The sequence below is a fragment of the Exiguobacterium sp. UBA1053 genome (assembly GCF_002316465.1).
Taxonomy (GTDB): Bacteria; Bacillota; Bacilli; order Exiguobacteriales; family Exiguobacteriaceae; genus Exiguobacterium_A; species Exiguobacterium_A abrahamii.
Map to the genome: position 1 here is coordinate 305,514 of NZ_DCDO01000018.1, position 26,277 is coordinate 331,790.

Annotated in this window: 37 protein-coding genes; 20 read left to right on the forward strand and 17 right to left on the reverse strand. The window is 47.1% G+C overall.

Annotated elements, in window-relative coordinates; all coding sequences use genetic code 11:
• Positions 1 to 3 precede the first annotated feature (3 nt).
• The 3 genes from B3G15_RS15365 to B3G15_RS15375 are packed head-to-tail and all read left to right on the forward strand — an operon-like array spanning position 4 to position 1,784.
• Positions 4 to 1,113, forward strand: coding sequence for a GGDEF domain-containing protein (locus B3G15_RS15365; RefSeq protein ID WP_056061157.1), 1,110 nt, complete (start codon positions 4 to 6; stop codon positions 1,111 to 1,113).
• Positions 1,114 to 1,130: 17 nt separating this feature from the next.
• Positions 1,131 to 1,505 (forward strand): YkvA family protein, encoded by a 375-nt coding sequence (locus B3G15_RS16020; protein WP_414651125.1) that lies wholly within the window; start codon positions 1,131 to 1,133, stop codon positions 1,503 to 1,505.
• A 33-nt stretch (positions 1,506 to 1,538) separates the two neighbouring features.
• Positions 1,539 to 1,784 (forward strand): hypothetical protein, encoded by a 246-nt coding sequence (locus B3G15_RS15375; RefSeq protein WP_290722212.1) that lies wholly within the window; start codon positions 1,539 to 1,541, stop codon positions 1,782 to 1,784.
• Between the two features lie 46 nt (positions 1,785 to 1,830).
• Here the strand turns inward: B3G15_RS15375 and B3G15_RS15380 are convergent, their stop codons facing one another.
• From B3G15_RS15380 to B3G15_RS15390, 3 genes are read right to left on the reverse strand one after another with little or no spacing between them, the layout of a single operon-like run.
• Positions 1,831 to 2,517 (reverse strand): polysaccharide deacetylase family protein, encoded by a 687-nt coding sequence (locus B3G15_RS15380; RefSeq protein ID WP_290722213.1) that lies wholly within the window; start codon positions 2,515 to 2,517, stop codon positions 1,831 to 1,833.
• Positions 2,518 to 2,533: 16 nt separating this feature from the next.
• Entirely contained in the window at positions 2,534 to 3,661 is a 1,128-nt protein-coding gene (locus B3G15_RS15385) for an MGDG synthase family glycosyltransferase (RefSeq protein WP_290722215.1), read from the reverse strand.
• Between the two features lie 54 nt (positions 3,662 to 3,715).
• Complete coding sequence (locus tag B3G15_RS15390; protein WP_035408181.1) at positions 3,716 to 4,345, reverse strand: DedA family protein; 630 nt, start codon at positions 4,343 to 4,345, stop codon at positions 3,716 to 3,718.
• A gap of 214 nt (positions 4,346 to 4,559) precedes the next feature.
• On the opposite strand from B3G15_RS15390, the gene B3G15_RS15395 reads away from it, so the two are divergent.
• From B3G15_RS15395 to B3G15_RS15410, 4 genes are all read left to right on the forward strand, one after another.
• A complete protein-coding gene (locus B3G15_RS15395; RefSeq protein WP_290722218.1) occupies positions 4,560 to 5,102 on the forward strand; it encodes a GNAT family N-acetyltransferase in 543 nt (180 codons plus the stop codon).
• Positions 5,103 to 5,127: 25 nt separating this feature from the next.
• The gene (locus B3G15_RS15400) at positions 5,128 to 5,931 is read left to right on the forward strand and encodes a hypothetical protein (protein ID WP_290722219.1); all 804 of its coding nucleotides are present in this window, start codon (positions 5,128 to 5,130) and stop codon (positions 5,929 to 5,931) included.
• A complete protein-coding gene (locus tag B3G15_RS15405; RefSeq protein WP_156772506.1) occupies positions 5,897 to 6,292 on the forward strand; it encodes a hypothetical protein in 396 nt (131 codons plus the stop codon). The genes B3G15_RS15400 and B3G15_RS15405 overlap by 35 nt, the downstream gene beginning before the upstream one ends.
• A 91-nt stretch (positions 6,293 to 6,383) precedes the next feature.
• On the forward strand, positions 6,384 to 6,665 hold the full coding sequence (locus tag B3G15_RS15410; protein ID WP_035408189.1) for a hypothetical protein: 282 nt from the start codon (positions 6,384 to 6,386) through the stop codon (positions 6,663 to 6,665).
• Between the two features lie 57 nt (positions 6,666 to 6,722).
• Here the strand turns inward: B3G15_RS15410 and B3G15_RS15415 are convergent, their stop codons facing one another.
• Positions 6,723 to 6,905 (reverse strand): hypothetical protein, encoded by a 183-nt coding sequence (locus B3G15_RS15415; RefSeq protein ID WP_290722223.1) that lies wholly within the window; start codon positions 6,903 to 6,905, stop codon positions 6,723 to 6,725.
• A 128-nt stretch (positions 6,906 to 7,033) separates the two neighbouring features.
• The gene (locus B3G15_RS15420) at positions 7,034 to 7,669 is read right to left on the reverse strand and encodes an NAD(P)-dependent oxidoreductase (protein WP_290722224.1); all 636 of its coding nucleotides are present in this window, start codon (positions 7,667 to 7,669) and stop codon (positions 7,034 to 7,036) included.
• 164 nt (positions 7,670 to 7,833) lie between these two features.
• On the opposite strand from B3G15_RS15420, the gene B3G15_RS15425 reads away from it, so the two are divergent.
• A complete protein-coding gene (locus B3G15_RS15425) occupies positions 7,834 to 8,271 on the forward strand; it encodes an Rrf2 family transcriptional regulator (protein WP_290722225.1) in 438 nt (145 codons plus the stop codon).
• Positions 8,272 to 8,282: 11 nt separating this feature from the next.
• On the opposite strand, the gene B3G15_RS15430 is transcribed toward B3G15_RS15425, so the two are convergent.
• The 3 genes from B3G15_RS15430 to arr all read right to left on the reverse strand — a co-directional run bounded on the left by B3G15_RS15430 (position 8,283) and on the right by arr (position 9,499).
• Complete coding sequence (locus B3G15_RS15430) at positions 8,283 to 8,459, reverse strand: hypothetical protein (RefSeq protein ID WP_156772505.1); 177 nt, start codon at positions 8,457 to 8,459, stop codon at positions 8,283 to 8,285.
• Positions 8,460 to 8,563: 104 nt separating this feature from the next.
• Positions 8,564 to 9,079 (reverse strand): hypothetical protein, encoded by a 516-nt coding sequence (locus B3G15_RS15435; protein WP_290722227.1) that lies wholly within the window; start codon positions 9,077 to 9,079, stop codon positions 8,564 to 8,566.
• Positions 9,080 to 9,097: 18 nt separating this feature from the next.
• Entirely contained in the window at positions 9,098 to 9,499 is a 402-nt protein-coding gene (arr, locus tag B3G15_RS15440; protein WP_290722229.1) for an NAD(+)--rifampin ADP-ribosyltransferase, read from the reverse strand.
• 199 nt (positions 9,500 to 9,698) lie between these two features.
• On the opposite strand from arr, the gene B3G15_RS15445 reads away from it, so the two are divergent.
• From B3G15_RS15445 to B3G15_RS15460, 4 genes are all read left to right on the forward strand, one after another.
• Positions 9,699 to 10,229 carry a hypothetical protein gene (locus tag B3G15_RS15445; protein WP_290722230.1) on the forward strand — a complete coding sequence of 177 codons (531 nt, stop codon included), beginning with the start codon at positions 9,699 to 9,701 and terminating at the stop codon, positions 10,227 to 10,229.
• A 153-nt stretch (positions 10,230 to 10,382) separates the two neighbouring features.
• Complete coding sequence (locus B3G15_RS15450; RefSeq protein WP_133208694.1) at positions 10,383 to 10,802, forward strand: MarR family winged helix-turn-helix transcriptional regulator; 420 nt, start codon at positions 10,383 to 10,385, stop codon at positions 10,800 to 10,802.
• Positions 10,803 to 10,821: 19 nt separating this feature from the next.
• Positions 10,822 to 11,244: a MarR family winged helix-turn-helix transcriptional regulator gene (locus tag B3G15_RS15455; RefSeq protein ID WP_023468160.1), complete on the forward strand. Its 423-nt coding sequence runs from the start codon at positions 10,822 to 10,824 to the stop codon at positions 11,242 to 11,244.
• Positions 11,245 to 11,329: 85 nt separating this feature from the next.
• Entirely contained in the window at positions 11,330 to 12,106 is a 777-nt protein-coding gene (locus tag B3G15_RS15460; protein WP_290722233.1) for a hypothetical protein, read from the forward strand.
• Positions 12,107 to 12,233: 127 nt separating this feature from the next.
• Here B3G15_RS15460 and B3G15_RS15465 read toward each other — a convergent pair whose 3' ends face one another.
• The 4 genes from B3G15_RS15465 to B3G15_RS15480 all read right to left on the reverse strand — a co-directional run bounded on the left by B3G15_RS15465 (position 12,234) and on the right by B3G15_RS15480 (position 15,957).
• A complete protein-coding gene (locus tag B3G15_RS15465; protein WP_290722235.1) occupies positions 12,234 to 13,223 on the reverse strand; it encodes a DUF2268 domain-containing protein in 990 nt (329 codons plus the stop codon).
• A gap of 150 nt (positions 13,224 to 13,373) precedes the next feature.
• Entirely contained in the window at positions 13,374 to 14,165 is a 792-nt protein-coding gene (locus B3G15_RS15470; RefSeq protein ID WP_069940579.1) for an ABC transporter permease, read from the reverse strand.
• Entirely contained in the window at positions 14,162 to 14,956 is a 795-nt protein-coding gene (locus B3G15_RS15475; protein ID WP_208796383.1) for an ABC transporter permease, read from the reverse strand. The genes B3G15_RS15470 and B3G15_RS15475 overlap by 4 nt, the downstream gene beginning before the upstream one ends.
• Entirely contained in the window at positions 14,953 to 15,957 is a 1,005-nt protein-coding gene (locus B3G15_RS15480) for an ABC transporter ATP-binding protein (protein ID WP_290722237.1), read from the reverse strand. The genes B3G15_RS15475 and B3G15_RS15480 overlap by 4 nt, the downstream gene beginning before the upstream one ends.
• 143 nt (positions 15,958 to 16,100) lie before the next feature.
• On the opposite strand from B3G15_RS15480, the gene B3G15_RS15485 reads away from it, so the two are divergent.
• From B3G15_RS15485 to B3G15_RS15495, 3 genes are all read left to right on the forward strand, one after another.
• Positions 16,101 to 16,484 (forward strand): hypothetical protein, encoded by a 384-nt coding sequence (locus tag B3G15_RS15485; RefSeq protein ID WP_290722238.1) that lies wholly within the window; start codon positions 16,101 to 16,103, stop codon positions 16,482 to 16,484.
• Positions 16,485 to 16,639: 155 nt separating this feature from the next.
• Positions 16,640 to 17,722 carry a diguanylate cyclase gene (locus tag B3G15_RS15490; protein WP_290722240.1) on the forward strand — a complete coding sequence of 361 codons (1,083 nt, stop codon included), beginning with the start codon at positions 16,640 to 16,642 and terminating at the stop codon, positions 17,720 to 17,722.
• A 64-nt stretch (positions 17,723 to 17,786) separates the two neighbouring features.
• Positions 17,787 to 18,398, forward strand: coding sequence for a YdeI/OmpD-associated family protein (locus tag B3G15_RS15495; RefSeq protein WP_069940575.1), 612 nt, complete (start codon positions 17,787 to 17,789; stop codon positions 18,396 to 18,398).
• Here B3G15_RS15495 and B3G15_RS15500 read toward each other — a convergent pair.
• Positions 18,387 to 19,277 carry an ABC transporter ATP-binding protein gene (locus tag B3G15_RS15500; RefSeq protein ID WP_290722242.1) on the reverse strand — a complete coding sequence of 297 codons (891 nt, stop codon included), beginning with the start codon at positions 19,275 to 19,277 and terminating at the stop codon, positions 18,387 to 18,389. The genes B3G15_RS15495 and B3G15_RS15500 overlap by 12 nt on opposite strands.
• A 1-nt stretch (position 19,278) precedes the next feature.
• The gene (locus tag B3G15_RS15505) at positions 19,279 to 19,962 is read right to left on the reverse strand and encodes an ABC transporter permease (RefSeq protein WP_290722244.1); all 684 of its coding nucleotides are present in this window, start codon (positions 19,960 to 19,962) and stop codon (positions 19,279 to 19,281) included.
• Positions 19,963 to 20,203: 241 nt separating this feature from the next.
• Here B3G15_RS15505 and B3G15_RS15510 point away from each other — a divergent pair, with 241 nt between their 5' ends.
• From B3G15_RS15510 to B3G15_RS15525, 4 genes are all read left to right on the forward strand, one after another.
• Positions 20,204 to 21,064 (forward strand): alpha/beta fold hydrolase, encoded by an 861-nt coding sequence (locus tag B3G15_RS15510; protein WP_290722246.1) that lies wholly within the window; start codon positions 20,204 to 20,206, stop codon positions 21,062 to 21,064.
• Between the two features lie 43 nt (positions 21,065 to 21,107).
• Positions 21,108 to 21,494, forward strand: coding sequence for a hypothetical protein (locus B3G15_RS15515; RefSeq protein WP_290722248.1), 387 nt, complete (start codon positions 21,108 to 21,110; stop codon positions 21,492 to 21,494).
• 162 nt (positions 21,495 to 21,656) lie between these two features.
• A complete protein-coding gene (locus B3G15_RS15520; protein WP_290722250.1) occupies positions 21,657 to 22,319 on the forward strand; it encodes a type 1 glutamine amidotransferase domain-containing protein in 663 nt (220 codons plus the stop codon).
• 54 nt (positions 22,320 to 22,373) lie between these two features.
• Positions 22,374 to 22,661: a putative quinol monooxygenase gene (locus tag B3G15_RS15525; RefSeq protein ID WP_290722252.1), complete on the forward strand. Its 288-nt coding sequence runs from the start codon at positions 22,374 to 22,376 to the stop codon at positions 22,659 to 22,661.
• A 68-nt stretch (positions 22,662 to 22,729) separates the two neighbouring features.
• Here B3G15_RS15525 and B3G15_RS15530 read toward each other — a convergent pair whose 3' ends face one another.
• Together B3G15_RS15530 and B3G15_RS15535 are read right to left on the reverse strand one after the other, a co-directional pair.
• On the reverse strand, positions 22,730 to 23,584 hold the full coding sequence (locus tag B3G15_RS15530; protein WP_290722254.1) for a LysR family transcriptional regulator: 855 nt from the start codon (positions 23,582 to 23,584) through the stop codon (positions 22,730 to 22,732).
• A 201-nt stretch (positions 23,585 to 23,785) separates the two neighbouring features.
• Entirely contained in the window at positions 23,786 to 24,130 is a 345-nt protein-coding gene (locus B3G15_RS15535; RefSeq protein WP_069940568.1) for a potassium channel family protein, read from the reverse strand.
• Between the two features lie 417 nt (positions 24,131 to 24,547).
• On the opposite strand from B3G15_RS15535, the gene B3G15_RS15540 reads away from it, so the two are divergent.
• Complete coding sequence (locus tag B3G15_RS15540; RefSeq protein WP_069940567.1) at positions 24,548 to 25,042, forward strand: hypothetical protein; 495 nt, start codon at positions 24,548 to 24,550, stop codon at positions 25,040 to 25,042.
• Between the two features lie 64 nt (positions 25,043 to 25,106).
• Here B3G15_RS15540 and B3G15_RS15545 read toward each other — a convergent pair whose 3' ends face one another.
• Positions 25,107 to 26,138: a zinc-binding dehydrogenase gene (locus tag B3G15_RS15545; protein WP_069940566.1), complete on the reverse strand. Its 1,032-nt coding sequence runs from the start codon at positions 26,136 to 26,138 to the stop codon at positions 25,107 to 25,109.
• Between the last annotated feature and the right edge of the window lie 139 nt (positions 26,139 to 26,277).

The window sequence follows — 26,277 nt, forward strand, 5'->3', positions numbered from 1 at the left end:
CTCATGTTCATTGCCGAGTTGTTATTGAATGCTTGTATCGCCTTCACCGGCTTTTATTTAATCGCTAAAATCATCTATAGTCAACGCCTCGCATCGAGCAGAATGAAGTCTCTCATCGTTGGTCTTGCGACCGGACTACTCGGTGTGCTATTGATGTTTAAAGGAATTGCAGTCAATGAATCGTTACGGATGGACTTACGTCATTTACCGCTCGTCCTGCTCGCTTTTTATGGCGTTCGTTCGCCTCTCATCATTGCGACGCTGATCATCGGTTGTTCTCGATTTTACTTCGGCTGGACCCCGCAATCAATCGTCGCCTTTCTCGCAGTCCTCGGCATCAGCACCGGGATGTACTTCATTCATAAGCGGTTACTCCATCGACCGCTCTTGCAAAACCTGATCATGAACGTCTGGTCATTGTTTATGATCTCGATCGCTGTCTCGATCAATCTCGGCTTCAGTGACGCCGCTCTTCGTTTACTTGCTTCAACGTGGACGATCGGACTTGCAGTTGGACTGTTATCGAGTCTCTTGACGATCGACTTTCAGTTGCTCAACGAACAGGTCCAGCGTTATAAACAATCAGCAGAACTCGATCACTTGACAGGACTGTACAATCGGCGTGTCTGGGACGAACGGACGACATTGCTTGAAGCAGAAGGACGCGTCTACAATGTGCTCGCGCTCGATATCGATCATTTCAAGCATGTCAACGATACGTACGGTCATGCGAACGGTGACCTCGTCTTGCAACAGTTTGCACGAATCTTGCAGGAAGAGACACGTCCGCATGATATCACTGCTCGAATTGGCGGCGAAGAATTCATGGTCCTCATCTATGATCTCACGCCTCCAAAAGTCACGAAAGTCGCTAACCGGATTCGAGAACGGATCGCGAACACACACTTTCAGCTCGACGGATCCCCGTCGATTGCCATCACGGCATCCGTCGGGATCGCTCACGGAAAACATATCGCCATTCAACGAATGAATATTCTTGCGGACGACGCATTATATGCCTCAAAGGAACAAGGACGAAATCGTGTCATTCTGTATGAAGCGGATGACGAGGCAGCCGTCACGACAAACGAACGGGAACCGGTTCGCTCATAAGAAAGGAGTACTCGCCTATGTTAGAGCGAATGAAACGCATCGCTAGACGGATGAAGCAACAATTATCAGTCCTCTCTTATGCCATCGAACATCCTCGTTTACCTCGTCATATCAAATGGGGAATCATCGCCTTAATCGCCTATACTGTCAGTCCGATCGACTTGATACCAGATTTTCTGCCTGTCATCGGTCTTCTCGACGATCTCTTACTCGTTCCACTCGGTATCTACTTCATCATCCGTTCGATTCCTAAAGAGATCTTGACACAAGCACAACGACGACTTGAACAACGAGGAACGCGTTCCTTTCCATTGCTCCGACGTTATGGTCTAGCGTTCGTATTAGGTTGTTGGGGCATTGGTATCGGTCTTGTGATATGGTGGATAGTGTAAAACAAACCAAATCCATCCATAAGGAGTAGTTCAATGAAAAATGAGTTTGAGTTCATGACGACATCGGAAGCAATTCTATTCGTCAGTTCCTTTTTCATGTGGCTTTACATTGGTCGTCATTTCGTCATGATCACGACGTTCGATGACTTATTTTTGACGCAATCTTGGTGGTTACTGCTTCCGGTCATCACCTTCATCCTATTCTTACGCTCGTTCGTCGTGCGGCGCTTGATTCTCCATCATAGTCAAGAAGATGAGGACTTGTCACGCGAAGCATAATCCATGCAAAAGAGGAGCTATCCGGCACCGGATAGCTCCTCTTTTTTTACGTTTGATCAATGCGACGAAACTGTAAGCCGCGTGCTTTCCAGTTCGGCAAGAGTTCACGAAGCGCTTCAATCGTCTGCACAGGTGCTTGTGGGTCCGCGCCGAACGTATCCCCGTTATCGTGGAGCAAGATGATATCTCCTTCTGACACATTCGATAGTAGCCTCTTGATTTTTACTGTCCCGCCTTCTACCTTCCAGTCTTCCGCCATCTTCGACCAGAGAATCATCTTGTAAGCGGTTGGACAGAGGACATCTCCGGCATTGAGTGCACCCCACGGTGGACGATAGACCGTCGGACGTTCACCGGTGATCCGTTCAATGATCATAGCCGTCCGCTCGATTCCTGACCGGACCGTCGACGGTCGCATCGACCAGTTCGGTCGATGGACGTAATTGTGGATACCGAGTTGATGCCCTTCGTCGTGTATCCGGCGAATGAGGTCCGGATGTGCTTCTGCTTTATGACCAACGACAAAAAACGTCGCCTGAATGCCTTCTTGTTTTAAGAGATCGAGCAGTTCTGCCGTATAGACGGGATCTGGACCATCATCGAACGTTAAGGCGACGTATCGTGAGTTCAGTGATTTTGTCACGCGCCATCCAAAGACGCGTGATGCCACGTACGGGACGACCGTATAGGCGAGTGTCGCGAGAATTCCTGCTGTGATAAGACGTGAACGCATAGAAACTAACTCCCTTTTATTCATTTACTTTTCGGCGACGGTCTTGCAGGCAACCCGCAATCCGTTCCGCGAAGAACCGCTGATCGGCCATGACGCGATCATTTTGATACACTGTGACTGCTTGTTGCCAAGCATGCATGACGTCTGGGTTCTCAAGCGTCCGACGGATGACGTCCGCGAGTGTATCCGTTTGATGAAATGCGAACGCAAGTCCTTTCTCCATCAAATACGTACGATTGATCTCTTCTTGTCCCGGTAGGACGTGCTGAATGAACAACGGTACACGTTTTTCGAATGCTTCACTGACCGTCACGCCACCCGGTTTCGTAACGATCGCATTCATTCGTTCATACAGCTGATTCATCTCATCCCGTGAATCGATATAGGTGAGCGGATGGATATGTGGATGACGTCGCGAAGCTAGTCGTTTGTACAATGTTTGGTTCTTCCCACATAAGACATGGAAATCTGCTTCTGGACATTGTTCGATCTGCGTCAGTAAGGTCTCGAGTTGACCTAGTCCACCGTTTCCACCTGCGACAAGAATTTGTTTGCGTGACTGCGTCGAGCGAAAAATGGAACCGCCAGCGATTGCTGGATGGACGGGGATACCCGTCACGAACAAGCGCTCAATGGGTACAGCATGATGCTCGTGCAATTCTTGCCTTGCCTCACGATTCGGCAACAGATGATACTCGATATGCGTCTTTCCCCAGACGCGGCTGACGAATAAATCGGTATAGGCATTGATGACCGGTACGTCACAAAGGTTTCGTTCCTTTAATTGATTCAAGAGATAGGAGGGAAACGCATGTGTACAGATGATGACGTCCGGTTGTTCCGTCTGGATGATCCGTAACATCTGTTGTTGGAAATAATGCGACGTCCACCCTGTCGACCGCGCATTGCTCGAACGTCCGGCAATATGCTGGTGATAAAAACGGCTATAGCCGTTTGAGAAGTGTCGGATCCAGTTCAGGTAAAACTTCGATGTCACCCATTCCGCAAACGGGCTGATCGTACTGAGCAATTCTACTTCCTTGACTTCAACCCCTGGACCTTGCAGTCGTTCGGCGATCGCTTCGGCAACCAGATGATGACCGGATCGCATCCTTAAAAAAGGAAAGATCACTATTTTTTGCATCGTTTGTCCACTCCTTCAAACTGTTCCGACGATCCTTCAAAAAAGAAGTAACGTTTAGTCTTCTTTTCCCGCTTCGTTTTTCCCTGAAACGACGCGTTTCTCAAGTCGCTTCCGCTTGAGCCATTTCACGAGCACTCCGAGCAGGAACAATACGAGTAAGGCAAGTCCGAAATACGGTACGACTTCCGGCTTGATATGAAATGTCTTTCCTGCAAAGTGACCGAGTAAGACAAAGGGGACGACCCACAGCGCGGAACCGATTGCTGACACAAAGAAGTACCGACCGAACGAAATCCGCTTCATGCCTGCAAAATACGGATTGATCTGCCGCACCCCCGGAATGTAAAGACCGCCGATGATCGTTCGATTGATTCGTTCCATGTAGCCGTTTGACACCCGCTCCCAGCGTTCCTTCGTCAATCCGAGGAATCGACCGTACCGTAGGACGGTCGGTCCGAAGAAGCGCCCCGCTCCATATGCCGTCAGCATACCGACGAACGTCCCAGCATACGCGGTCAAGATTGAATAAATTAAACGTTCTTCGTTTTGACCACTTAAGATACCAATCAGGACGAGTAAGGATTCTTCCGGTGCTGGAATCCCGACAATGCCAAAAAATAAAAAAATGAAAATAACGCCATATCCATAGGCATCGAGATACTGATTGACCGTATCCATATTCATGTTGTCACGTCCTCTACTGCTGTCTTTCTGTACTGTTTCAACGTCTTCTGACTATGTATTCGTTCCTGATGAAGCAATTCCTTTTTTAGAAAAATTAAAACCTGGTTCATTCGAAAATTGACCTGTTCTCGCATCTCTCCTCGTGACAATGCTCAGTCTGTAGGAGATGATGAATAGTGTGAAGTAGATCTCTATAGAAAGAAGGAGGATGACAATGAAAGAGACTGAAAAGCTGACGATTCAACCGCTATCGTTCGAGAGCATTCCATTCGTCAATCATGCCAACGATCCATTCCCGATCATCGGACGCATCGTTCCGCAGTTTTCTGGTACCGCATGGTCTTATACGGAAGAACTCTATGAAACCGCTACTGAAACCCGTTTCCCTGACGATCGACTCGATTGGGCGACGTATATCGAAAACGAGAATCGAATCGTCCTCCTCGCCTTTTCCGGCACTTCTTGTGTCGGACAGATTCGTCTTGTTCGTGACTGGAACCGTTTCGCCTACATCGAAAACATCGCGGTCAAACAAGCGTTTCGTAAACTAGGCGTCGGACACCAATTGCTTGTCGCTGCGTCAAAATGGGCACAGCAACGTGAGTTGAGTGGTCTGTCACTCGAAGCACAGGACGATAACTTGATTGCTTGCCGTTTTTACGAACGAGAAGGTTTCGTGCTCGGCGGTGTCGATAGTTTAAAACAATTCGCCAATCCACATATTGACCTGACATTGTATTGGTATAAACTATTTTGAACGTCAGTCGGAAAGGGCTTATCTCATGTTATCTATCGTAAAGAACAGTTTCATTTCCGCGATATTGTTCGCTTTCTTGTATGCACTCATTGCTGGGTTTGAGATGGGTGATCCAGCAATATACGGCACTTCCTTAACTGACTTCTTTATGATTGGTCTATTGTTTGCCGGTCCCGCCATTCTGACCGGCGCACTCTTGACAGAAGGACTTCCACGCCTGTTATTTCGTTCGAATATTTCTTTCGTAAAACGGATCATCCTCAATCAAATCATCGCGTTATTCGCAAGCATCGTCCTCTATCTGCTCATGCAACCAAATTCGTTTTCGCTCGTTCTCATCTTATTCTGTTCTGGTGTAGCGTTGCTCTATTTCATCGTCTCCGAGTCGGCGCGAAAGTATCCGTCATTCCTCCCCTATCTGTTCGGGTGGTTCGGTCGGACCGTCTTCAGCTTTTTTCTGTTTCTCCAATTGTTTGGCTCGATGACGATGATTGTTCCGTGTTTGTCTCACGCGGTGCAGCTCGTCAATGAACAGTTGGATGCTGTGATGCTATTATTCTTCAGCGGTACCGTGATTGCTGACATGCTAGTAGCTGTCCGCTTCACGAAACGTTCGCTACCGTGGATGACGCATCTCCTCGTTCATCAAGGTACGGTCTTCGTGTTTGCCGGTGTGTTCATCTTGTTCAGTTCACTTCCCGCGCTATTTTTCATCGGAAACGTAGTCGCTGCCTGTTTATATGTAATGATCACCCGTCTATTCATCGTCATGAAAACCGGGAAGGAGGAGTACCATGATGCGTCTGTCATTTCGACTACTGATGAGTAATTGGATTTTTTTGATGCTTTATCAACACCTCCTGTCGTCACCACGTCTCAAGCCCGATCCGGACGTCGGCTATTATCCAGGTGTCTTCGAAACCTTGCTGTCGTTTGCGATCGTCATCACGGTCGGTGGCATCCTGACTGACGCGATTCGTTACTTCCGATTTCGCTCACGTCCACTACCTTGGATAACACACCTCCTCCTGAATCAAGGCATCGCCTTATTACTCGGTGGCGTACTGTTACTTGTATTCAAAGGTCTGTTTCAACCGATCTATTTTCAGGCAATCGCGAGTAGCGCTGCTTTCCTCTACTTTTTGATGACGCGTTTGACATTGTTATACAAGAAAGATTCAGCTGTTTGAAATCAGCCACTTTCTTACATTTTTGTTAGGTAAAACAAGAAGACCTAAGCTTTATACTAAATGTATCGTTTAGTAAAAGGAGACATGCCACATGTTTCGTCAAAAATCGCTTCTGTATTTACTCATTTTTCTGTCCTTTGGTTTAGCTTTCGATACGATCACAGGATCGTCTCACCTTCCGTTTTTCGAACCCCTTCATCTTTTGATGACTTCTCTTGCGTTGACGATCACGACCGCCTGTTTAACTTTGTTCTTTCTGCTTTACTACGGTCTTCGTCCGCATCTCGAATTACTGATCGTCCTTCCCTTTTTGATTTTGACGAGCGGCATCACGTTCTTCTTCGTCTTCTTGAGCGCAATGACTGTCATTTAACGTCACCAAAAAGCCCGTCTTCTTTAAGGAGACGGGCTTTGATCGGTCATATGTAGATCACGGTTTGGCATGAAGCTCTAGCAACGGATCGGTGTCACTCGGCCAATTGATTTGTCCTGCGTAATGATCTTCAATTGTCGCGATTGGTTCAGAACGTTCGAACCGAGACGGTTGCGTTGACGTCGTACAGACGATCAAGACAGCTAACAGACTGATGATACTAAAATATCGTCGTATCATAATGTATGCTCCTTTTGTTATTTCTTTTCTCATTTTAAGCAAACTGCGCTGATTCACCATCCGTCCTCCGCTGTATCTCTCACTCCGCCCATCAAAAAAGACCGACTAGATACGTCGGTCTGACAACGTTATCCTTGTTCACCAACGACGGAAAACCGCTCGTTGAGGTGTTGTCCGTTCTCAAGCTCATCCACTACAGCAATGGCATAATCCGCGTAACTGATATAGCTCTCCCCTTTTGCATTTAGAATCATCTGCTCGCCGCCGACCGAATACGTTCCTGTTCGTTTACCGCTCGGATCAAAGAATCCAGCGGGGCTGAGATACGTCCACGTCACGTCTTGCTGTCCTTGTAGTTCGATCAGATTTTTCCCCATGTTCGAGGCTGTCGGATAATACGCTTCCGGGAAATCAGGTGTTTCCATGACGCGTGTCGAGTGACTCTCGTCAACGAATAGACTACCAGCACCACCGACAACGAATAGGCGCGTCGTACTACCTGCTAACAGATTGATCAAGTGACGCCCGACTTCGATATGTTTCGTCTCCTCACCGGGTGCTGCGTTAAACGCATTGACGATTGCGTCAAACCCGTTCAAGTCGTCTTTCGTCAGCGCGAGGACATCGCGCTCGAGAATCGTGACGTTAGCCGTCACTTTTGCCGCATTACGGACGATTGCTGTGACGTCATGCCCGCGCTCGATTGCTTCTTGTAGAATCAATTGCCCTGCTTTTCCTGTTGCACCGATAACTCCAATGTTCATGATGATTCCTCCTTTTGATATGTAACTACTTCGATTACATGTAATCAACATAGTTACAATTGAAGTGTTTGTCAACATTATTGTCTCTATTCCCCGTTTCTTGCCAAATGAACAATACGACGTATAATGAGAGAACACTGTTGTTAAGAAGGAGGGGTCATCCGTTGGCCATCAGTACACGTTTTTCCGTCGGTATCCACATTCTATCGTTGATTGCGACCGACGAGAAAATGACATCCGACTTGATTGCCGGCAGCGTCAATACGAATCCGGTTGTCATCCGTAAAATCATGAGCATGCTCAAAAAAGCCAGTTTGATCGAAGTTCGTCCGGGTGTTGCCGGTGCACGGCTTGCTCGTCCATTGTCTAGCATCACGCTGCTTGACGTTTATCACGCTGTCGCTGTCGTCCCGGACAAGGAATTGTTCAGCGTCCATGCGGCACCGAATCCAGACTGCCCGGTCGGACGAAACATCCAATCGACGGTCACGCCAATCTTCGAGCTTGCGCAATCTGCTCTTGAGAAGGTGCTGGCTCATGTCACGCTTGATGATATCGTCAATGAAATCGAACAAAAAGAAGCATCGTCCTCGAAAGGATGATGCTTCTTACTTTAGAAAAACCATTGGTATAGCAAATATCCTCCACCAAGGATTACGACGACTGCAAGCATCTCAAGTCCGCGCATTCCGTCGTTTTGTCCACGAGGTACGGCACTACCAAGACCTTGATCAACACCATCGCGTAGATGATCGAGCGGTTGTTTCTTTTCTTGTTTGAAGCGAGACATATAAACGCCCCCTTTTTACATATTGTACCATCCCATCTTCACCTTGCAGTACATTCTGACAAAAAAATACGTGGTAGTGCTTATCTTACATTCAATTAGTTTCTCTATTCATTTCGAAGCAATTTCATGAATCCCATCTTTGCAACGATCAAAACATCCTGCTCGAAGCGTTTGATGCAACGCTTCGTCGATTGATCGTCAATCAAATTCGGATGACCAAAGCATACATTTAGTATCGAATTGAGTTTCTCTGCCTCACCGCCGATGAAGTAGTGAGACATATAGGTGGTGTCTTCTGAAGCGATGACGACGAATGTCGCCATATCAAGCACTCCTTCGACACCTTCTGCTGTCAGGAGTTTGTCTTTCACAAATACTTTCTGAAAGTCAAACGAATCGATGGAGGAAATCCTGCCTTGCAACAGGTCGAGAATTGATTTCCGGTAGACACAATAGACTCCAACGATCGTTTCAACAGGTGGAACGCATGGATCTTCCAGAATCGTGATCAATCGCTCGTCCTGTTGATTCAGGCGGATGGCATGCAAGTGATTAACTAATAATTGATCAATGACGTTCACGTTCGTTGGTTGGATCGATTTAAAATCATATACAGGCAAGTCTTCTCCCCCGTTCGTTTAGTCGATGATCGTATCCTTCCCTTCTACGCGTAACCGCTGCAGGGATGCTTTCATCGTCTCAATCTCTTCATCCGTATGCCGTTCCCACGTTCCGAGTTCAGCGATGATCTTCACGGGTTCAGTCGAACGATACGACCGGGTCGGATTGCCTGGGAACCGTTTGTTCGTCAAGTTCGGATCATCCTCATACGCTCCGAGTGGTTCGACGAGATAGATGTGCTCCGGAGCGTCAGATTGTGCGAGCTCCGCGCCCCACTTCGCTGCATCAAGTGTTGCTGTGAAATAGACGTGCTGGAGCGGTCGTTGACGAAAATTCGACGCGTGCCCTGGTTTCAATTCGTCACCGATTCGCAACGTGGCTTTCGTGCCATGGAAAAACGGACCTTCGACTGGTTTCATACGCTCGCCTCCTGACTGGATACATTTAGTATAGACAGTCGATTCATTCAGGTGTAGTCTGTTTCAAAACGAAATTTCACGGTATACTTATAGCAAAGGAAGATCATTTGTCGTCAGATTGTAACTCGTTTTTTGTCTAGCCATCAGGCATGATGGGAATAGTCATTTTACATACCCTATAGGAGGTCATCCGTTCAACGTGAAGTTCTTTAAAGCTTTAGCGAAAACCGAAGAGGCTGTCTGGATTCCAGAAGCCGAGTGGCAAACCGTTTGTGAGCAAGAAGGACTGACCGTGCCGCATCATCCGCAAGAACAAATCGTTGGTCTCGCGTACAACAATCAGCGGCAAGTCGTCGAAGTCACGCGTAATTTACGCCCACCAGCGCTCAGTTATTACGTTACGATTCTTGAGCCACCTAATAGTCGATCTCTCATCTCAAAACGTTCGTTCTTAACCGTGCTTCATGAACAAACGGAGCGCACGTCCCTCACCGAATACGGTACATTCTGTTTACTTGAGATCAACGTTCGCGAGGAAGGACTCGGCGAGCGTGGTCTGTTACTTGAGTCATTGATTCATGATATTGAAAAAAAGTACACTCATTACGCGATTCGTGGCGATTATGCGACGATCACCTTACAAGGACGCGTCTCAGATCATTGTTTTACGAAATATGGATTCCAGTTAACGGATTCCTATCTCACGCTTTCGAATGGGATTCCTTCCTGAACCGACCTGACACGTTCAGGTCTTTTTTGTACAGTTCCTAGGCAATGATGGGAAGTGATGGGTTTGCGTTCAAACTAGTAGCACTACATATTTTTAATATGGTATGGTAAAAGTAATTCATCAGCAGTACATTCTACATTTAAGAGGTTCCCCATGACAACAATGACAGAGACATATCCCATGACATGCTGGCATACGATTTCGACGTATCATAATCAACAAATCAAGCGCGTTAATGCTTTCTTGAAACAATGGGATCTCTCCCATACGAATCTTGAAGTATTGCGTTGCCTACAAACGACCTCATGCACGAGCCAGAAGGAAATCGCGGAACGGATCCAAGTGACCGATGGCACGATTTCACACGGAATCAAACGTTTATTTGATCGGCAACTCATCACCCGCAAGCGCAAATGGAAGACGAACTATCTGCTATTGACGGAAAAAGGAGCAGCCATTCTGCAAGAAGTGTTGCCCGCCTACGAACGTTTTCAACAAGAACAATTCGCTGCTTTGACTGCGCGACAACAGGAAGAATTAATCCGTTTCTTCGATAAGCTCAACCCTGCGTGACAGAAGAGGAGGAAAAATCATGACCTTCACATTCGAATCTTCAATGCAACACTGGAACGCCATTCAGCGAATCCATTCTCGCTATTCGAAAGAAGTCAACGATGTACTGAAACCAAAAGGGCTCTCAAAATCCCAATTCGATTTATTGATGACCCTGTATCATCAAGAGAGTGCGACACAAAAATCACTTGAACGCACGCTCGAACTCTCAAGCGGTGCCATTTCGCAAACGGTCAAGAAGTTGCTGGCGGAACACCTCGTCATCCGAAAACGAATCAACCGGGAAAAACGGATTCTCTTGACGGAAGATGGTGCAGCGCTGATTCAGACCTCAGCTCCAGAGATCGAAGAGATTGATGATCGCTATTTCCGTGCCTTTACATCAAAGGACCACGAGACGTTCGATCAATTGCTCCATAAGATGCAAAGCGATCATTTTTGATCGCCCTACCGACACTCGCGGACGCTTCCCTAATGAGGTGTCCGCAATTCTTACATTTAAACACCATAAAGAGGGAGCAACAGAGATGACACATAGAGACGTATTATTGGAACGATTAGACGCAATTGGGCAAACGCTTGCACAAACAGATGATGCGCATGTCCTGCTCGGACTCGGTTCTGTCGGTCAAGAACTTGAACGACTCGATGACTATTCGGACTTAGACTTTTTCGTCATCGCAAAGCCCGGTAAAAAGGCTCGATTCATCGAGCAACTCGACTGGTTAGAAAACACATACCCTCTACATTTTCAATTTCAAAATACGCAGGATGGACATAAAGTCATGTTTGACGACGGTATCTATGCCGAATTCGCCATCTTCGAACTAGATGAACTTTCTGAAATTGCATTTTCCGCTGGTCGTATCGTGTGGTGCGATCCTTCCTTCGACGCGTTTGAACGCTTAGTCCCACAACCACGTAACAGTTCGAGCGAACATCCATCCGTCGATTACGCCATCCATGAAGCACTGACGAATCTATATGTCGGGCTCTGTCGCGAAGCACGTGGCGAAACATTATCAGCCTTCCGTTTGATTCAACAATTTGCCGTTGGTCAATTGTTACACGTTCTGTCCTCATTTGAAAAAGAGGAAACGACATCTGTTGATCCGTTTGCTCCGGAACGTCGGATTGAGCAACGTTTCCCAGAAATGGTCAACCGATTCTCAGAGATGATGCCAGGCTATTCACATAATAAAACGGCTGCACTAGTGATCCTCGATTACATCGAACAGATTCATCCTGTCTCCCCTGCCATGTCAAACGCTATCCGTTCACTCGCCCGAACTGATATTTCCTAAAAAACACGTTCGCCGTTTTATTTCTGTTCATCCATCGTTCAAAAGCGTTCGACTTAATTTCGAAAAATTTCAAAAGTACAAAAATATGCCCATCAGCTTCTTTATGCTGACGGGTCTATTTTTTGAATCAAAGTAGATCATTTTTATACTTGTAATCCTTTAAAATCGTTTCCGCGTCTTTAGTCGTCCAATCTGCTATCGATTCTGAAGGATGTTTTTCAAGATATGCGTCCATGATATCTTTACCTAATCGGTACATACTCCACATAGGTACATCCTGTTCCTTATTGCCGTCCATGATATCATCTTGCGTTAACTCACCATTTTTCATTAAACGTAGAACACGTTGTTTCGTCTCTTCTTCTAATGGCTCGACCCAAGCTGGTGTCACACCTTTAACGACGCGTTTCGCGAACTGATCCGCTTTCCCTTCAAGGAGGAGTGAATGGATCAGTGGACTAGCTTCCTCTCCTAAGGAAGTATCTAGCTTCATCCGATCATATAAAGCAGTGTGGTGATATTCATGGGCTACTGCATATTCCAACATTTTCTTATCGTAGTCAGCGGTAAGGAATAGCATGAAGCAATCTCTAGTTGCCAATCCTGCGACCCCTCCCATGACATCCATACGCTCCATGAATTTCGAGTTAACAGGCACGATGAATATCGTATTCGTTTGTTTTGGTAATGCCCGATGTGAAGCAGTGTAACTTTTTTCAATGATTTTTTTGATCTCTGTATCTTGTTTCATCAGCTCTTTCGTCCGACTTAGTAATTGTTCTTTATACTCAGTTGCTTGTAGCATAAAGTAACTTTTCATATATGTTAGATCGAGATTCTGTTGCTCACCGATTTCATCGATGTAACCTAAGACATGTTTTAGGTAACTGTTCGTGTTGTCGTCTGAGTTTCCTGTCTGCATCGCTTCTTCTAAGTACTGATTGTATTGCGTATAGAGCGGAACAATCTTGACCTGATCCTCTTGACCAATCTTGATCGTCTTGTTTTTAATCGTTTCGTCGTTCGGTGAAAAGAAGTTTTCTGTCCTTTCCCAAACGGTACACCCCGATAAGGTAACCAAGACCAAACACAGTAATACGAGCCATCCCTTTTTCAATGTAACCCCTCCCTCAGATTCACGTCTCAATATTTTATACTGTCATTTAATAACAAAAGTTTCATATTTTACATAAAGAAATCCATATCTAAATTGATTAGAAACAAAAAGAACCTTGAAGCGTCGCAACACTTCAAGGTTCTTCTTATTTCAAGATCCCGTACTCGCGAATGCCTTCAGTCCAAACAACCAGAACCGATAAGCAATCAAACAGGCGATGATCGCGACGAGTGGTGTCGCGACTGCTATTACACCATAGCCTCTTCCGTCAAAGAAATACATCGCCGGATAAAAGGCAGTAAAGCCGAACGGGATGATGTAGGTCAAGACGAACATCAACACCTTCGAGTAGATCGTCATCGGATAACGGGCGAAATCACTCAGACTGAAGACCGCTGAGACGACCGGTAAACTGTCGACCATCCAGAACGAGAACGTCGCAAAAAACAGGTTGATCGCGATATAGAGCAATCCGCTCGAAAGAACAAGTACGATCAACATCAAGACATCACCGAAGCTCCAGATCATGTCGAGGTGATCGGAAGCAACATAGAGCACCCCCCCGCCAATCAATAGTTGACCGAACCCGTCTTGCTGAACGCGCTCGGCGACGATTTGAAACAGTGGATTGACCGGGCGCATCAACAACCGATCCAGATTCCCGGTCCGGATGTACTGCCAGCCGATCGTCCACAAGTTATCAAAGAAGATATGGTGTAAGGCTCGCCCTAAAAAGGCAATCCCGTAAATGAATAGGATCTCATAAAAGTCCCAACCGTTTAGCGTCTCGATATGCTGAAAGACGACCGACAGGAAAAATAGTGAGGCGAACTGTTGACCGAAGACCGACAAGACACCAATCAGGAAATCGATCCGATATTCCATCATGACCTTAAAATGACTTTTGGCATACAACCAGTAGAGTTTTATGTATCGTTTCATCCGCCGAACACCGTCACTTTCCGGATTGCGAGCGCGAACGTGATCCGCAAGATGACGAAGAATCCGATCAACCAGCCGATTTGAATCAGTAACGCCTGCAGGATACCGCTTGCGCCAATTTCTCCCGTATAGATCGCAACCGGGACGTAGACGAGTGAAGCAAACGGTAAGTACAGACTGATCGTCTGAAACCAGTCCGGAAACAGCGTCAACGGGACGATCGCACCGGACATGATCGTGATGATGGCGTCCTGTAAGACGGACAGTCCCCAAATGTTGACGGTATAGAAGGCAAAGATGCCGACGAGCAGATCAATCAATGTCGCGAGCAACACGGCACAAATCACGCTACCGACGAAGGCAATGCCAGCTAGCCATGACTGTGGTCGATCCACGCCGATGAACAAAATCGAGACGAGGACGAGTGGTAGGATCGAGCGGAACAACACCGAGACTTTTGAGCCGATGTCTTGGGCGAGTAACTTATCGAGCAAGTGATACGGACGGAGTAACTCGATTGCGATCGCCCCTTGTTTGATCATCCGGGCGAGATCGCGTCCGGCACCCCCGCGGAACTGATCGATCATCGTCGCAAGCACCGCATACGTCAGCATCGTTGACAGCGAGATACCGGAAACATCGGTCTTATTGGCATACACGGCTTGCCAGAAGAAATAGAGGATGAACAGACGCATCGTCACGCTAAACATGCTTGCCCAGTACCAGGCTGTGTAGGCGAGATCAACTTTGATTTGGGACCGCATCAACGCGGTATATTTACGGATTCTCATGCACTGATCCCCGCTTGGTAGAGCTTGCGGATTAACGTCTCCATCTTCGGTACGGACACGGAGACGTCCCGAACGGCGTACAGCGAAACGATTTCCTTGATGACTTGACCGCTTGACAGTTCTCGGTCGTCGAAGGCGAGCTCATATGTTAGTTCATCCGTCTCAAACATGATCACACGATTGATCAACACTGTCGGTAAAGCGAACGGCACCGGTTCTTCGAGCGTGATTCGAAGTGTCCGCTCGTGACTGAACGATGCCTTTAACTGATCGATCGTATCGTCATAGATGATTTTACCGTCGTCGAGGACGATCACACGGTCACAGACTTCCTCGATATCCTGCATGTCGTGCGTCGTCAAGATGACGGTCGTCCCCCAGCGATCACTCATCTCGCGGATGAAATGACGGATCGTCTCCTTGATCTCGATATCAAGCCCGATCGTTGGTTCGTCGAGATAGACGACTTTTGGTCGATGCAGGAAGGCTGCGGCTAGTTCACATCGCATCTTTTGTCCGAGCGATAGTTGTCGGACCGGTACGTCTAGAAGCGGTGTCAGATCAAGCTTCTCCCGAAACCACGCGAGTGTCTCGGCAAACTCTGACGTCGGTACTTGATAGATTTCCTTCAACAGCTCAAACGATTCTTGGACCGGAATGTCCCAGAACAGTTGTGTCCGCTGACCGAAGACGGCTCCAATTTGCGATGCGTTCTTGACGCGGTCGGCATGTGGATCAAGTCCGAATACCCGGACGTTCCCCGCGTCCGGACGTAAGACTCCAGCGAGCATCTTGATCGTCGTTGATTTCCCGGCACCGTTAAAACCGATATAGCCGACCCGTTCTCCTGGTGCAATCGTCAAATCAATCGCTTTGACCGCCTCTTTCGTCCGAAATGTTCGGTGAAACAACGCTTTGATTGCTCCGCGTAGTCCCGGTTCCCGTTGGAGGATTTGATAGTGTTTCGTTAGTCCTGTTGCTTTGACGGCATATGGTTGCATATATTCTCCCCCTTTTTGTGCAAACGCTTTCTGAAAACGTAGTATATCAGAAAAATCCAAGAGTCTTCCATCTCTTTTGAAAATTTTTCTCGATATTCTGACGCTGTCGCGTAATAATAGATAAAAAAAGGAGTGGTCTGACCATGCTATTACGTCATATGACACATCGGCATCACATGAAATCAATCGTGACGCGCGGTGGATTGTCACCGACATTCCAAATCGATGCACCAACAGGATGGATCGCCTTTGAAGTCGATTCTCCAAGCGCAGCGTATCAAACTCACTTTCATCAATTAAAAAATGAGTGGCAGGATGGAGATGTCGTTACGCTCGAATTCGATGGGGAGCGGATGCAAGCAGCAGGCTTCGAGATTCTGCAATCGCAAGAAGATGACCGCAATCAACAGGCAGAGAGATTAGGAGTATCGATCGAGGAAATCGGCTCGTATGCATTCATTCGTAATTTCGTCTCACTTGATTATCTAATCGAGTCTTCACGTGAAAAAATCTCCGAGTATTATTGACTTAGTTGAAGAAATCTAATCTTTTTTAAAATATACGGAAATCAAGATATTTTTATACATCTTTAGGGTATCGTTGGCTATAAAGAATAAATATTCATTGACTGAAACATTTTTTTGTAGTTATTTTTCAGAACTCATTTGAGAGGAACACGAATATGTGGAATACGCTGAACTATCTTATCCTCAACGTCGCTCTGACCTTTTTCTTCGTGCTCATCTCCCTGTTCTTTTTTAAACGATTTCAGTTTCGAAACACGTTCGACAGCTGGCTGAAGAAAAATCTGTTAGTACTGACTCTTGCGACAGGTGCCGGCTACTGGGTCATCCATAATGCCATCACCTATGAGGGATTCCGTTTCGATTTGTCGATTACCTTGATCGTCATCGCTTTCATTTATGGAGGCATCAGTAGCGGCTTCATCACGACCCTCGTCTTCGCTTCCCTTCAAACGTTCGTTTTTGATTCCGCTCATGCCTATTGGCTGATCGGTACGTATCTGATCGTCAGCATCGTTGTCTTGTACTTACAAAATGAAGCACCGGATCGATTCATCTCGTTTCCGATAATCTTCACGATTGCACTCATTCTCTGTTTACCATACGTTCAACATGTTCAACCGAATGACATGACCGCGATGACGATCTTTCTCGTCGGGAATGGCTGTGCCGGTCTCCTGTTGCACAGCATCTTGCATCAAGTCCGCTGGCACTTCACTCAAGTCCGGATGCATCGGCGTCTCGCCTTGACGGATACGTTGACAGGTCTCGATAATCGACGTCGCCTAGAAGAGACCGTCCAACGGTACAAATCCCAACAGACGGATTTTTCAATCATGATCATCGATGTCGATCATTTCAAACAGGTCAATGATACTTACGGTCATGACCGCGGCGATCATATTTTACGGCAAATCAGCTCTTTGCTTGCATCGTATTGTCCCCCAAGTTGTGTGCTCGGACGATTCGGCGGTGAAGAGTTCATGATGCTGTTGCCGGAGCATTCGTTGCCGGAGACGCGTCGACTCGCGGAACAAATCTGTGAAGCCAGTGCCAAACGGACGTATGAGTTATCAGCGACGGAACCATTGCAAGTGACATTATCGATTGGAGTGTCTCGCCAAACTCATCAATCTGAGACCCATAATTTTCTGCAGACGATCCAGCAGGCAGACGCTGCTCTCTATCAAGCGAAAAAGAGTGGGCGGAATTGTGTCTTTCATCATGACCCGTTGCGATGAATACGAAAAACGCCCCCTCGCGTGACGTGGAGGGGGCACTGCTATCTGAAATGGAGGAACGAACGTGGAAATCACGAATGTCTTACGCTTTACCGATCGCGATGGCTTTCGACAGTGGCTGAAGAACCACGCGGATCACGCGTCCTTCTGTTGGGTGATTCTCAGTCGAAAACAAATCGGGGACGGGTTACTTTATCTCGATGCCGTCGAAGAGGCACTTTGCTTCGGCTGGATTGATGGCATTGCAAAGAAGACCGAAGACGGTGAACTGGCGCAACGCTTCACCCCGCGTCGAAAGAACAGTAACTGGACCGAACTGAACAAGGAACGGGTCCGTCGCTTGGAACGCCTCGGCTTGATGCAACCATCCGGACGACAGGTTCTACCAGACATGCATGCTGATGCATTCGTCATCGATGACTCCATCCAGGCGCGAATACAAGAAGACCCGATCGTCTATGAACAGTTTAATGACTTCCCGGAGCTTTATCGACGTATCCGGATCGATACGATTCAAAGTGTACGTAAGGATCCCGCTCTCTATGAAAAACGTCTCCAGACGTTGATTGAAAAAACGAAACTGAATCAGATGTACGGTCAGTGGAATGACGGGGGTCGTCTTTTACTCGAAGATGTTCCGGAGACGGAATCAGAGGTTGATCGGTCAGACCGCTAAGAAAATCTCTTCTAACGATTGGCGTTCGATCTGCACCTCGTAGACTTTGACGTCTTGTTTTGCAAGCATGACGAGTAACTCTGGAATATCCTCTTCCGTCGATAAATCAAGCCGTGTACAGTCATCGGTTTGCGACAAAAGTCGAGCGTATGCTGGCAGATGCGATGGCGCTAATCGCGGAACAGTCCGAATACGGATTTGAATCTCCTGCCTCATTGCTTCTTGTAAGGACGCAACGGTTCCATAGCGGACGATTCTTCCCTCAGCCATGATGGCGACACGGTCACACATCTTTTCGATCTCATTCAAGTTATGCGAGGTTAAGAAGATCGTTTTTCCTTCTGCTTTTAATGCAAGCAACAATCGCTGGATCTCAATCGCCGATTCTGGATCAAGACCGGACGTCGGTTCATCTAAAAAGAGTAATTCCGGATTTCCGGTGAGCGCTTGTGCGATACTGATCTTTTTCTTCATCCCGAACGAGAAGCTCCCGATTTCTTGTCGCTCCGTCCCGCTTAATCCGACTTGTTCAAGCAATCTTCTAACTTCTTGCTTCGTGATGCGAACTCCGGATAATCCTGCCATGTAGTTAAGAAACGCACGTGCCGTCATATCATGATACAGATTTGATGTATCCGGCATGACCCCGATCCGTTGTTTGATGGCATCCAGTCGATCAGCGGGTTCACCGAGAAGTGCGACAGTTCCGCCTGTCGCTTGTGTGATTCCGGTCATAATATGAATGAACGTCGATTTCCCAGCACCATTACGACCTAAAAAACCAAAGATTTCTCCTCGTTCGACCGTCAAATTCACTTCTCGTATGACTTCCTTTGCACCGAACGATTTCTTCAACCCTTTTACTTCAATCGCTTTCATGTTACAAATCCTTTCGCTTTAACGTGAGATAGGAGATCGTCAAAAACAATCCACTCCATAAAACAGGTAACAGTAATAATGTTCCAGACATGATGACAGCGTGGTATGGCAAGATGTATTGAAACGGTATTAGATACCATTTTTCCGAGAACGCTGACCAGAGACCGATGATCGGTACGACGATTCCGAGAAAAATACCGAGGAACATCGTCAAACCTGGTTTTGTAATCATCGTAGATAAAAAAATGTTGAAACTCGTGATGTATAGGATGACGATCAGAACCGTCAGATAATCGATCCAGAACCATTGCTGCGCGTAGAGCGAGACAATCAGAAAATTGATCGTAAGCGTCGCGCACCAGAACAATAGCGATCCGAGAAACTTCTCCAAAACGATTCGCAGACGCGACGTCTTCGTGACCAGTAAACGAATCGTCCGCGTCTCGATTTCACGATTGATGATGTCGTGTGATAACGCAGCCACGAACAGAAAACCGAAGAACAGGATGAAGAACTTAATGCTTGAAGTATAAGCAGACGGTTGGTTAAAGCCAGCAAGCAGTTCCGGATGCCTCGTCAAATACGATGCTGTGAAGACGGACGTGAATGTCAGAAAAAGAATCAATAGAATCGCTTTGATGCTTTTGAAGCTGCTCGTGAATTCTTGTTTTACGATTGGAAACATGACGGACTCCTTTGAACTTATTTTGATTAACGCAAGCGTTCTTTTACTTTCGTGACAAGGACACCGAGTCCATATAAGGTAACGGCTGTTAAGAGCATCGTGATGATGGTTTCCATGTGAATTCTCCTCTATGTAAATGACATGTTATCTTACTCTACGCAACTCCTTAAAAAAAGTTTCCTTATTTTTCAATTCCCAACATTCTCCTCATGGTACAGTAAAAGAAAAAAGGAGACGGCAAATGAAACGTTATACGATCACCTGTCAGCAACCATCCGTTCATATTACGGAATGGGGAAACGAACAGCTTCCGACGATTGTCTGCTTTCATGGACTCGGCAGTACGAGTCTCAGCTTCATCGAAATCGCCGAAGCGCTCGCGGACGAATTCCGTCTGATTGCGATTGATTTACCCGGTCACGGCCAAACACCAGCTTTCTTAGATCCCCTACACTATCGCATGAAACCCTTTACGGACTGGATCGACGAAGTCTTACACATCCTTGATATCAAGCGGTTCTATGCCTTGTCGCACTCGTGGGGCAGTGTTCTCTCGCTTTATTATTTGATTGAACATGCGGATTGTGTGCTCGGCACGATTTTAATTGACGGCGGTTATCATAGTAAACGGCTTTACGGTCTTTCCGTAGAGGAAGAAGTCGCCTTTTATGAACAAGACTTCGAGGATTCCGTTTCGACATGGGACGAATTTTTGGATGTTGCCGTTTATGCCCCGAATGCACGTCGCTCGCCCTCCCTTGATCAAGCCGGAGTCGATCTCCTTCGGATGGAGGAAGGACGATACCACTGGCATGCCCGAGGAGAGACGGCTGCTGCGATCGTACGCGCGCTTCACCACGAGGATGTTCTTGATTTCCTCCCGGACGTTCCACCAGCGGACATTCAGTTGTACGTCGCAACGTTACCGACGGATCAAGCTTCGATCCGTCAGCAGGCGACGAACCGATTACATGAGATGACGCAAGCGACGGTCCATTTTGTACCCGAGACAGGACATCTATTACACTGGGATCGTCCTGACGTCATCATCGAAGCGATTCGTCACTACTGGACGTCCGGAAAAAGATTGTCTTCCATTTGAAAAATGGTTTATTATGGAATTAAAGTAAAAAGGAGGAGTTCATATGTTAAAACGGCTAACGTTCGTTTGTGTGACCTTATGCGTCGCGATCGTCGCTACCCTTGTCGCTGCACGCCACTCAACTGGAAACACTATATCGTTTGAAGAGCCGTTATCGGTTTACATCGCGATTGGACTAATTGTCTTCTTATTCTTACCACCGCTCGTCCTATCATTTTTCGAACATCCTGTCCTGAAGATCATCAATGTCGTCTATCAATCCTTGATCGTCTTCAGTTTCGTCGGACTGATTCCCGTCGGCTTTTTGATTCCGAACGGATCCTCGACGATCATCGTCGCTGTCCTTGGAACAGTCACAAGTCTTGCTAGTGTCATCGTGACAGTGCGAAGTCACTCGATTTTAGCTCACTATTCTTCTGACGTACGTTAATCTATCTTTCAAACTGCTTCCGCCGTCATGGTGGAAGTAGTTTTTATTTTTAGGTATAAATTTATTTATCGATAAGCTCACTTTTATTAATTTGTTTTTTGATTCAAGCGGGCGTATTCTAATCACGTAGCCAATCGGCAAACGAAAAAGGAGGAACACATCATGAGTAAACACATCTTAATGGTCGTCACGAACGCGAAAGAAATGAAGGAAGGTCACGCAACAGGACTTTGGTTGTCTGAGTTTGCGGAAGCTTACATCGAATTCAAAAACGCAGGATATACGGTAACGGTCGCAAGCCCGAACGGCGGCGAATCACCAATCGACGCTCGGAGCCTTGAAGACGAAGTCCCAGCTGAGATTCAAGCGACAGCTCCACTCTTGAAAGAGACACTTGATTTAAAAGCAATCCAGGATTTCTCGGCATTCGATGCAATCTTCATGCCAGGTGGACACGGTACGATGTTCGACTTGCCACAAAGTGATGCTTTGAACAACGCCCTTCGGACATTGTTTGAAGCGAACAAGACGGTCGCTGCGGTCTGCCACGGACCAGCTGGACTCGTCAGTGCGACACTCTCAGACGGAACACCACTCGTCGCTGGAAAAACGATCGCAACATTTACGGACGAAGAAGAACGCGCGACAGGACTTGATATCTACATGCCATTCTTGCTTGAGACACGCCTTCGTGAACTTGGTGCGAACATCATCACGGCTGACAACTTCACGGAAAACGTCCAAGTCGACGGAAACCTCGTCACGGGTCAAAATCCACAATCTACGATTGCGGTCGCAAAAGCCGTCATCAATACACTTAACTAATCGAAACAAGGGATCCTTTGGATGAAGGATCTCTTTTCATAGGAGGTTCTATCGATGATTCAACTGATTGCCCGGAACGAAGCGCATCCGAATCAAGGCGAACAGCTCGCTTCCATCATCGAAGGTGTGATCGCCCCTTCGCGTGCAGAAGCAGGGTGTCTGACGTATCAGGCACATCGCGCTATCGATGCTCCGAACGTCTTCTACTTTTATGAACAATGGCGTGACCAAGACGCCTTCGATCAGCATGTCGCCTCACCGCACTATCAAGCCTATCGAGCAGACAGTGTCCATCTCGTCGCTGATCGTGCATTGACGTTCTTAAATGACGTATCGAAGTAATGTATATTTCATACAAAAAAGTCCAATCCTCAAGCACTTGCTTGTGGATTGGACTTTTTTCATACAATTCAACCTAACGCCTTAATCACCTGTTGCAAAACCGGATCATGACGCGAGTCCGTTCGATAGGCGACGTATAACTGATTCGTCGCGAATCGTTCCGGTGCAATCCGTTGTACCCGTCCAGCACTGACCGCTGTCTCGACGAGATAATCAGGCAGGACGCTGATCCCGTGTCCTGCTTCGATGACTTTTAGTATCGCATCAACGTTCGGTAAGATCATTTCCGGACGAATGCCCGGTCGTTCTCCGAACTGCGTCTGATAGTACCGACGAATGATCGGCAGCTCGAGTCCGTAACTGATCCAGCGCTGACGGTCCATCCATTCCTTAAGATCCGTATCTGGAGCGTCATAGTCGATCGGGGCGATCAAATGAAAGCGTTCGTCAGCGATCGGGACATACTGGACGCCCGGCTCATCGATCCGCTTCGTTGCGATGATGAAGTCGAGCTCATTCGCAAGCAAGCGTTGCAACAAGGGAACCGTCAAATCAAAGACTACCGTGAACTGTGCGACGTCGAGCGGTAGCTTCGGTACGATCCCATGCGTGACGAATTCCGTCGGTCCCCCGAACTTCAAGACCGGACGAGATTGTTCCCCTGCTTCGTACTTCATCTCAAGTGATAACTCCTCGAGCCGATCAATCAATCCGACGACTTGTGTATAGAGAGCTGTTCCCGCGTCCGTCGGAATCATTTGCCGTGGCGCACGGATGAACAAGGATGTCTCTAGTTCTGCTTCCAGTGCCGCGATATGCTGACTGACCGCCGGTTGCGTCAAAAAACGAATTCGGGCAGCTGCCGAGACGGAACGTTGTTGATAAACGTGAATGAAACTGCGATACCATTCAAAATCAATCATGTGGTTTCTCCTTTTGCTTGGTCTTCTTAAAAAGTATAGATTCATTCAATTTATAAGACAAATAACGAATAATGTAATAAGTCATAAATTTATTTATCGGATAATGACAGAGGATTTCCATCATGCTTCGTTAGAAGTTTCTCTATTTAGAACTCAACGATTGCTCCGCGGATCATTGCAAGAAGTACATCAGATCCGGTTTTATTTCTGCTCCTTTTTCTTCTCCCGGTGATATTGTTTTAATGCCATATTGACGTTTACGATGACGGCACTGAGAACACCTACGCCAAGCATGACGTAAACAATCGAAAACAATTTACCGAACGCTGTTTGGGGGACAAGATCCCCATATCCGACCGTTGCGATCGTCATGACGGAGAAATAAAAGGCGTCCAGAATACTGAACTGTTCGACATTGTGATAGAAGACCGTTCCAATCAAAAAAAGTGCCCCGACCATGATCATCAATGCCTTCTGTTCTTCTTGCTTGAATAAGATACGAATGACATGAAAAAAATTTCGGATCAAAATAAAGAACGCCAGCATGCTCTCTCCTCAGTTCCGTCATCACGGCGCACGTTCATTGAACAATTTCTCTAGTTGGTCAGGATCAAGTTGATTCAAGTCAGAGATCAGGAAATAATCGATTCGTTGTAAACTTTGATCCGTCCGTAGGAGCTATTTGACATCGAGCAACGTCGCGATCAAAATAAAACTACAGTTGTACAGAAACAGATATCTGCACCGAGCGCGTAGGTCATGCTCTGATTCGCAATGCTGTTATAGACGGTGGCAGCAAGGCGGTGGCGATTACGACACCGGGAACGTCCGCGCAATCAGTTCGTCACTTAAAAACGAGTCACACCATTTAAGTCATTGGTTTTTATTTACCCGTTTTTAGTGTGTTCGCCTTATTTCCCATATGAAAAATAAAAAATCCCTTTAACGAAAGGTACATTGCTCATGAAAAAATTCCGCGGCAAACGCCGTTACTTTAAAAATCTCGAACTGGAATTCAACAGTTTTTCTTCTCCAGCCTATATTGATTCAGACGTTTGGTTTAACGACTGGCACGAGCACCCTGACTTTTATGGACATGGCAACGCGAGTCTGCGTATTCGTAAAGCACATCTTCGGATTGCATTGAGCGCTATGCAGGACATGCAACAAAAACTAGCGGAAAAACAGATTGAACATCAGCTTTACATAACGATTGTCCTCGAGGATGCTTCACAAGACGCACTACATGTCCACACGACGAATCCGGACGGAACCCCATTCCCACTCGAGCGGATTCAGTCGTTCCCTCACGCTTCACACGTTCCGACGTGGGTAACGGAACTCTTTCCGAGCAACCGGTATACGATTCATGAATCACAGGAGAAATTCATCGATTATACGGAAGAGGAGCCTGTCAGCTCGACCGTCACATTTTTTTATATCTTGCCAAATCGTTAACGATACGAAAACGAGCTATCCTTTCCATCACAGGAAGAGGATAGCTCGTTTTGTTCGGTTTCTCTTATGGTAGCAAGACGACCTTGCCGAATTTACCAGCTTGTTTAAAGTACGCTTGGGCTTCTCGCGCTTCAGCGAGCGGGAACGTCCGGTCGATGACGGGCTGAATCGTCTGCGTCCGAACCGCCTCCAGTAATTTCTCATAATCATGGCGATTGCCAAGGACGGATCCTTGTAGACGGATATGTTTCAAATAAAGCGTCCGAAAATCGAGCGACGTCACCTGTCCCCCAGACGATCCGGAAATACAGTACGTTCCGCCGCGCTTCAGCAGATCCAGTCCTTGTTTAAACACCGCATCGCCGACGACGTCGAGAATCGCATCGACCGGACCGACTTCTTGCATGACCTGCTGATCCCAGTCCGGCTCACGGTAGGAAACGACCAAGTCCGCCCCGAGTTTTTGCAATTGATCCGTCAGCTTCAAGTCACCGACAAGTGCGATGACAAGGGCGCCAAAGACACGTTTCGCAATCTGGACGTTGAGTGAGCCGACACCACCACTGGCACCTGTTACGAGTATCGTCTGTCCTTCTTGTAAGTCAAGTTGTTCGACCATGTGCCACGCCGTCAATCCACTGACCGAGAAGACCGCACTGTCCGTATAGGAAGCAAGCGGCATGTCGTAGCAGAGTTCAAGCGGCCAGCAGACATACTCCGCGTATCCGCCGTCATACTCGGAGCCGATGAACGATAAGTCCTCGGCACTTTGTTCATCAGCGATTTCTCCACTTGCCGTGAACGGGAACAAGACGACGTCGCGCCCGATTTCCGTCTCGGCGACACCGTCTCCGACCGCGACAATCCGTCCGCTAATGTCTGAACCGGGAATCCGGGGGAACTGCACCCCTTCTGCTTTCCAGCCGGATTCACTCTCCGCACCATAGGCGCCTTCCCGCATCCAAATTTCTGTATTGTTCAAGGCACAAGCTTTGATTTCAATCAATACCTCGCCTTGTTTCGGTTGTGGTGTCTCTTGATCGATATAGGCGAGCTGCTCAAGCCCACCATGCCCCGTTACGGTGACTGCCTTCATGTTTTTGCCTCACTTTCTTTCTTCCATATGATATCTCTCTTCTTTACCCCTTCATCCTGATTTTAATATCCTGCTTCCGTAACCCGCTGTCTCCTCCTATAGAACGATTCGTCCTCGTTTAGTATCTAGATATAATATG

Bases quoted from the DNA above. Each gene is read 5' to 3' on its own strand.
- B3G15_RS15525 (WP_290722252.1), top strand. From the start codon at position 22,374: ATGATTCAACTGATTGCCCGGAACGAAGCGCATCCGAATCAAGGCGAA.
- B3G15_RS15540 (WP_069940567.1), top strand. From the start codon at position 24,548: ATGAAAAAATTCCGCGGCAAACGCCGTTACTTTAAAAATCTCGAACTG.
- B3G15_RS15485 (WP_290722238.1), top strand. From the start codon at position 16,101: ATGCTATTACGTCATATGACACATCGGCATCACATGAAATCAATCGTG.
- B3G15_RS15410 (WP_035408189.1), top strand. From the start codon at position 6,384: ATGTTTCGTCAAAAATCGCTTCTGTATTTACTCATTTTTCTGTCCTTT.
- B3G15_RS15545 (WP_069940566.1), bottom strand. From the start codon at position 26,138: ATGAAGGCAGTCACCGTAACGGGGCATGGTGGGCTTGAGCAGCTCGCC.
- B3G15_RS15365 (WP_056061157.1), top strand. From the start codon at position 4: ATGTTCATTGCCGAGTTGTTATTGAATGCTTGTATCGCCTTCACCGGC.
- B3G15_RS15500 (WP_290722242.1), bottom strand. From the start codon at position 19,277: ATGAAAGCGATTGAAGTAAAAGGGTTGAAGAAATCGTTCGGTGCAAAG.
- B3G15_RS15450 (WP_133208694.1), top strand. From the start codon at position 10,383: ATGACAACAATGACAGAGACATATCCCATGACATGCTGGCATACGATT.
- B3G15_RS15405 (WP_156772506.1), top strand. From the start codon at position 5,897: ATGATGCGTCTGTCATTTCGACTACTGATGAGTAATTGGATTTTTTTG.
- B3G15_RS15390 (WP_035408181.1), bottom strand. From the start codon at position 4,345: ATGAATATGGATACGGTCAATCAGTATCTCGATGCCTATGGATATGGC.
- B3G15_RS15520 (WP_290722250.1), top strand. From the start codon at position 21,657: ATGAGTAAACACATCTTAATGGTCGTCACGAACGCGAAAGAAATGAAG.
- B3G15_RS15470 (WP_069940579.1), bottom strand. From the start codon at position 14,165: ATGAAACGATACATAAAACTCTACTGGTTGTATGCCAAAAGTCATTTT.
- B3G15_RS15480 (WP_290722237.1), bottom strand. From the start codon at position 15,957: ATGCAACCATATGCCGTCAAAGCAACAGGACTAACGAAACACTATCAA.
- B3G15_RS15455 (WP_023468160.1), top strand. From the start codon at position 10,822: ATGACCTTCACATTCGAATCTTCAATGCAACACTGGAACGCCATTCAG.
- B3G15_RS15430 (WP_156772505.1), bottom strand. From the start codon at position 8,459: ATGTCTCGCTTCAAACAAGAAAAGAAACAACCGCTCGATCATCTACGC.
- B3G15_RS15400 (WP_290722219.1), top strand. From the start codon at position 5,128: ATGTTATCTATCGTAAAGAACAGTTTCATTTCCGCGATATTGTTCGCT.
- B3G15_RS15475 (WP_208796383.1), bottom strand. From the start codon at position 14,956: ATGAGAATCCGTAAATATACCGCGTTGATGCGGTCCCAAATCAAAGTT.
- B3G15_RS15515 (WP_290722248.1), top strand. From the start codon at position 21,108: ATGTTAAAACGGCTAACGTTCGTTTGTGTGACCTTATGCGTCGCGATC.
- B3G15_RS15490 (WP_290722240.1), top strand. From the start codon at position 16,640: ATGTGGAATACGCTGAACTATCTTATCCTCAACGTCGCTCTGACCTTT.
- B3G15_RS15510 (WP_290722246.1), top strand. From the start codon at position 20,204: ATGAAACGTTATACGATCACCTGTCAGCAACCATCCGTTCATATTACG.
- B3G15_RS15380 (WP_290722213.1), bottom strand. From the start codon at position 2,517: ATGCGTTCACGTCTTATCACAGCAGGAATTCTCGCGACACTCGCCTAT.
- B3G15_RS16020 (WP_414651125.1), top strand. From the start codon at position 1,131: ATGTTAGAGCGAATGAAACGCATCGCTAGACGGATGAAGCAACAATTA.
- B3G15_RS15395 (WP_290722218.1), top strand. From the start codon at position 4,560: ATGAAAGAGACTGAAAAGCTGACGATTCAACCGCTATCGTTCGAGAGC.
- arr (WP_290722229.1), bottom strand. From the start codon at position 9,499: ATGAAACCAGTCGAAGGTCCGTTTTTCCATGGCACGAAAGCCACGTTG.
- B3G15_RS15460 (WP_290722233.1), top strand. From the start codon at position 11,330: ATGACACATAGAGACGTATTATTGGAACGATTAGACGCAATTGGGCAA.
- B3G15_RS15530 (WP_290722254.1), bottom strand. From the start codon at position 23,584: ATGATTGATTTTGAATGGTATCGCAGTTTCATTCACGTTTATCAACAA.
- B3G15_RS15535 (WP_069940568.1), bottom strand. From the start codon at position 24,130: ATGCTGGCGTTCTTTATTTTGATCCGAAATTTTTTTCATGTCATTCGT.
- B3G15_RS15505 (WP_290722244.1), bottom strand. From the start codon at position 19,962: ATGTTTCCAATCGTAAAACAAGAATTCACGAGCAGCTTCAAAAGCATC.
- B3G15_RS15420 (WP_290722224.1), bottom strand. From the start codon at position 7,669: ATGAACATTGGAGTTATCGGTGCAACAGGAAAAGCAGGGCAATTGATT.
- B3G15_RS15415 (WP_290722223.1), bottom strand. From the start codon at position 6,905: ATGATACGACGATATTTTAGTATCATCAGTCTGTTAGCTGTCTTGATC.
- B3G15_RS15375 (WP_290722212.1), top strand. From the start codon at position 1,539: ATGAAAAATGAGTTTGAGTTCATGACGACATCGGAAGCAATTCTATTC.
- B3G15_RS15385 (WP_290722215.1), bottom strand. From the start codon at position 3,661: ATGCAAAAAATAGTGATCTTTCCTTTTTTAAGGATGCGATCCGGTCAT.